The sequence below is a fragment of the Mesorhizobium sp. M7A.T.Ca.US.000.02.2.1 genome, from assembly GCF_003996995.1.
Taxonomy (GTDB): domain Bacteria; phylum Pseudomonadota; class Alphaproteobacteria; order Rhizobiales; family Rhizobiaceae; genus Mesorhizobium.
In genome coordinates this window covers 1-5557 of the sequence record NZ_RZTT01000394.1, presented here as the reverse complement: position 1 = coordinate 5557, position 5557 = coordinate 1, and the positions used below count along the sequence as shown (strand labels likewise).

The 5557-nt window shown below is 63.8% G+C and carries 2 protein-coding genes and 1 pseudogene; 2 read left to right on the top strand and 1 reads right to left on the bottom strand.

Annotated features, from left to right (window positions below; all coding sequences use genetic code 11):
- A partial coding sequence (locus tag EOD15_RS27465; protein ID WP_185929090.1) for an alpha-2-macroglobulin family protein occupies window positions 1–2861 on the bottom strand: 2861 nt, incomplete at its 3' end.
- Between the two features lie 270 nt (window positions 2862–3131).
- Between EOD15_RS27465 and EOD15_RS27460 the strand changes: the two genes are divergently transcribed.
- Both EOD15_RS27460 and EOD15_RS27455 read left to right on the top strand, forming a co-directional pair.
- Window positions 3132–5060 (top strand): autotransporter assembly complex family protein, encoded by a 1929-nt coding sequence (locus tag EOD15_RS27460; protein ID WP_127321657.1) that lies wholly within the window; start codon window positions 3132–3134, stop codon window positions 5058–5060.
- Between the two features lie 3 nt (window positions 5061–5063).
- A pseudogene (locus EOD15_RS27455) lies at window positions 5064–5557 on the top strand (hypothetical protein); the annotation flags it as partial.

Here is a 5557-nt window from a genome sequence, read left to right as displayed (position 1 = left end):
GAGACATACCAGCCGGCATCGAACTCGTAGCTTGTCGCCGGTCCCTCGGGATCCGATGTCTCGACCTCGAGGCGGTACTGACCCCAATCGACCGGCACGGAGACCGTCGCGTCGCCGTCGGCGCTAAGGTCGACCTGGCCGTTGGCGATCGACTTGGTGAAGGTGACAGGTTCGTAGTTCCAGGAATTGTTGGAGCGGTACCACTGGTAATTGCGTTCGACCTTGACCAGCGTCCACTGCGCGCCTTTCAGCGCCTCACGCTTGCCGTCGGGATCGACGGCGATCAGGCTGAACTTGGCGATGCCGCCCTGGGGCACTTCATTGTCGGCGAAATCCGGACGGATGCCGATCATATGGCCTTGCGGGCGGATGCCGATGTTGAGCGAACGCTCGATGGCGCGGCCGCCGGTTTCGCGCATCCTGACCGTCACCTTGGCGTCGACCAGCTTGGTGGTCGAGGGCAGTTGGTCGACGGAGACCGGGAAGGTCACCTTGCCGTCATCGCCGACCACCGGCAGATCGGCGAGGGGAGTGACCGTGGGTTCGGCCGACTGTTCGTCGGCGAGACCGAAGGAAAAGCCCTGGAAGCGGTCCCAGTCGCGCGACGTCGACAGCGTCAGTTCGCCTTCCAGCGCCAGGCCCGCCGCCGGCGCGCCATAGAGGAAGCGGCCGTCAATGTCGATGTTGGCGGTTTCGCCCTGGGCGATTTCCTGCTTGTCGGCCTTCATGTCGAATTCGATGCGATCCGGCACGAAATCCTCGACCAGGAACATCTGGCTGGCCACGGCCGGCTGCTTGGGATCGGTGTATATCGACACCGACCAGGTGCCTCGCATGGCGTTGGGTTCGAGCGGCAGGTCGACGGCATGGCCGCCGGCCGAAGCGCCATCACTGACGATGCGGCGGCTTTCGACACCGTCGGGGCGCGAGAAGACGAAGGTCAGCGGCAGGTTCTCGACCGCCTTGGCGGCGCCGTCGCGGGCAAGGGCCGCGACATGGACATCCTCGCCGGCGCGGTAGATGCCGCGTTCGGTCCAGGCATAGACGTCCAGCGCACCTGGCGCCGCGCGCCCGGTGACGCCGCGGTCGGACAGGTCGAAGCCGGCCCGGCCCATGTCTAGAAAGACGAAATCATTGTCGCCCTGCTTGGCCATCAGCACGGCCGGCACCATGCCGCCGTCGCCGCGCGTCAGGCCGGGGTTGAAGACGGCATGGCCGTCGGCATCCGATGTCGCCGTGCCGAGAACCTCATTGTTCCTGGCAACCAGCGTCAGTTCGGCGCCGGCGATCGGCTTGGCGCTGCCCAGCGAACGGGCAAAGACATTCAACCCATCCTGGCCGGTATAGGTCGACAGGCCGATGTCGGAGACGACGAACCATTGCGTGGCCATCGAATTGTAGTTGTCGCTCTTGTCGTTGACGGCCTGGGCGGTCAGCACATAGACGCCGGGCTTGCGCTGCGGCACCGCCTCGTCGACCGGGAAGGAGGTGGTGACCTCCTTGTTGAGATCGTTGGCGATGTCGAGCTGGCCTTGCCAGACCGGCGCGCCCATCTGCTCGGAAATGTTGGAGATGTCGTAGCCGTCGAGCTGGTGCAGGAACTGGTAGCCCGACAGAAGCTGGGCCAGCGAACGATCGCCGACGCGGTAGAGCTTCATTTCGGCGGCATTCATGTTGACGGTGACGATCGGAATGCCGCGGCGCGCGCCGGCCGGCAGCACGAAGCTGTCACCGGTGAAGCGGGCGGACGGTGCGCGGTCCTGGACATAGATCGACAGCACCACGGGGGCCGCGGTCACTTCGCCGATTGCCGCCGGCAGGCCGGCGCGGAAGGTGACGTCGTAATGCTGACCATGCTCCAGCCCTTCGACGCAGATTTGCTTGTCCTTGGCCTCGACGCCCTTGGGTGGCGCGTTGTCGACGGTGACGAACGGCGCGTAGTCGACGCCGGTCTTGACCAGATCCTCGGAGAATTGCGCGCAGATGCGCGGCGCGCTGGTGTCGGCGTCGATGGTGTGATCGACAACGCGGAAACCCTTGCGGGCCTTGAGATCGGCATAGTCGGCCTGGACCGCCGGCGAAGGGTTCAGCGCAAGGCTGGCCTCATAGGCCTGCAGCGCCGGCCGGTAGAGATCGCGCTTGTCGAGCCCGTTGCCGAGCAGCGCCAGCACTTCGGCGCGCGTCTTGGTGGTGCGCAGCAATTTATAGGCATTGAAAGCGGCCGACGTGCCGTTCGCCGGCAAAGTGGAGGCTTCGGAGGTGCTTGCGGCAGGCTGCACGGCCAGCGTTTCACGCGCCAGGTTAAGCCAGAGCTGGCCATCTTCGGGCAGCACCGAGACCGCGGCCTCGTATTTCATCATGGCGGAGCGGTGATCGCCGGTCAGCACGGCCTGTTCGGCGGCGTTAAGCAAGCCAGCCATGCCTTCGGTCGGCTTGTCATAGGCCGGGCCGAGCAGCTTGTTGCGGTATTGCTGGGCCTGATCGGCCATCCAGTTGGGGAAGAAAGCGAGTTCCGGCGGCGCGCCGATATCAGGATCGCCATCGATGTTGACGACCTTGCCCGCGACCGCGCCGTTGAAGGTTTTCAGCTGGTTGTAGTCGGATTTGAGGAAGCACCATTTGGCTTTTTTGTTGTAGGTGAAGGCGCGGCAGGCCGGGTCTCCCAGGCATGTCGTCTTGCACTGGTCGATTGTCACATTCTGGTCGGACCTGAGATCAAAGCCGAAATAATCGGAATTGTCCGTTGTCGCGATCCGCCGGGCCTCGGCCGCTTGCGCGGCGCTGCTCCAGGCCAGGACATTGGCCCAGGCGAAAAACAGAAGAATCAGGATAGACAGACCACGAGCCGCGCGCATTGCCATAACACCTCCAGACACAGCTGACGTCCGGGCATGATCAAGCTTCAGTCAGGCTTGTCAACACGAGGACGCGGCAGGGTTCCGCCTGCCAACGGTTTCCTTTCCGGCCGATGACCGGTAGTACCTCCATAGGACAGGGGATCACGCTTTCTTGCGGCGACGCAAAAGGTGTGAATTCCAAGCCCGCCCTATTTCAGACAATTGGATTGTGGCCCCTTTACGAGCGCTTCAGAACTTCATTCCAATTTTAGTTTTGTAATCTAGGTTGTCTTAATGCCGGCGCATGAAGAGCAGATGTCAGGAGGTCGCGCGCCAGGGCGTGCGCTTCCGCGCGCCCTGCTGCTGGCCATGATGTGCTCGACCGTGCTCGTCGCCGAATCGCGGCCGGCGGCCGCTTTCGAGCTTTTCGGCATCAAGCTGTGGGGATCGTCCAGCGACGAGGATGCCGATATCGTCGATCCCCTGCGCTACGCCGTTACCATTTCCGTCCCCGACGCCGACAAGGATTTGGTCAAGAAGCTCGAAAATGCCTCGGCGCTGAAGAGTGACGAGGAGCGTCCGGTTTCCGGCTCGCTCGGGCTGATGGCCAAGGCGCGCAGCGACCGCGAACAGCTTGTCGCCGCGCTCTATGCCGATGCCCGCTACGAAGGCGTCGTCACCGTCACCATCGACGGCAAGCCGCTCGACGATTTGCCGCCGGATGCCGAATTCAAGGGGCCGCAGCCGGTTCCCGTGGTCATCGACATTGCCAGCGGGCCGAAATTCACCTTGGGCAATATCCACCTTGAGGGCGACGCGGCAGGGCTGATGAGCGCCGATTACGGCTTGATATCAGGCGGCGATGCGGGATCCGGCGCTGTGCTCAAGGCCGAGGCGCTGATCGTGCGGACGCTGAAGGAGCAAGGCAGGCCGCTGGCAGAGGTGACGGACCGGCAGATCGTCGCCGACCACGCTACTTCGACGCTGGACGTGACGCTGACGGTCGCCGCTGGGCCGGTCGCCGGCTATGGCGACACAACGGTGGAAGGCACCGAAAAGGTCGACCGCGACTTCACCGAATACATGACCGGCCTCAAGCGCGGCCGGCAGTACTCGCCGCAAGAGATCGATGACGCGCGCGACCGGCTGCTGGCGCTCGAGGTCTTCAACAGCGTGACGTTCAAGGAAGCCGACACGCTCGATGCCGACGGCAACATTCCGATCGGCGTCCAGGTCAGCGAGCGCAAGCCACGCTATTTCGGCGTCGGCGGCACCTTCTCCAACACCGAGGGGCTGGGCCTGGAAGGTTATTGGGGCCACCGAAATTTGTTCGGCCGGGCCGAGAAGCTGCGCATCGACGGCAAGATCAGCGGCATCGGCAGCAATGATCTCGGCGAGCTCAACTACAATGCCGGCATCATGTTCGAAAAGCCGGGCGTGATCGGGCCGGCATCGAAGTTCTTCGCCGGCGTCAAGACGGTACTCGAACATCCTGACGCCTATGACCATTTCTCGGTCAAGGGCAGCACCGGGCTGTCCTACGAGCTGACCAAGAAGCAGACGGTTTCCGCCGAGGTGGCGCTCGATTATTCCCGCATCCACGACGCTTTCGGCAAGCACAAATACCTGATCGCCAGCATTCCGCTGCAATATGTCTATGACAACCGGGACAACCGGCTGAACCCGACAAGCGGCTTCCGGGTGCTGGCCTATGCCGAGCCCAGCTACGACATTTTGAGCGGTGCGGCGTTCCTGAAGCTGAGGGGCGAAGGGTCGGCCTATCAGTCGCTGGATTCGGCTTCGAAGTTCGTCCTGGCCGAACGTGTCGCCATCGGTTCGATCGTCGGCACCAGCCTCGAACATGTGCCAGCCGACCGGCGCTTTTATTCCGGGGGCGGCGGTTCGGTGCGCGGCTATGCCTATCAGGGCATCGGACCCAAGGACTTCACCGGCCAGCCGATCGGCGGCCTGTCCTTCTTCGAAACCTCGGTCGAGATGCGCATCGCCATCACCGATACGATCGGCATCGTGCCGTTCGTCGACGCCGGCACCGTATCGACCAAATCAGCTCCCGATTTCTCCGATGTCAAGGTCGGCGCCGGCGTCGGGCTGCGCTATGTCACGCCGTTCGGGCCACTGCGCGTCGATGCCGCCGTGCCGCTCAACCGTGATCCGGGTGACCCGCATTTCGGCATCTATGCCGGCATCGGACAGGCATTCTGAGCGATGAAAACAGTCTGGCGCATCCTCCGCATTGTTTTCTACACGCTGCTGATCGTGGTCGCTGGCGCCATCGGGGCGCTCGTGGTGCTGACCAAGACCGAGCGCGGCCGCGACAATCTCGCCGGCATCATTTCGCGGCTGGCTTCGAACGATGACCGCAAGATCACGGTCAGCGGCATAGATGGCATCTGGTCCGGAGCGCTCAGCGTCGACCATGTCGTGCTGGAGGACCGCGAGGGCGCCTGGCTGGTGGCGCGCAAGGTCGCCGTCGACTGGTCGCCGCTGGCGCTGCTGTCGAAAAACTTCAGCGCCGACCGTATCGCTGCCGAGCGTATTGAGCTGGCGCGATTGCCGGTGGCCAGCACGCAGCCAGCGCCGAGCGGGGGCACGACGACGCTGCCGGTTTCCATCGACATCAAGCAGATCGACCTGCCCGAGATCGCGCTTGGCCAGCAACTGGCCGGCAGCGGCATCGCCGAGCTTGCGGCCAAGGGATC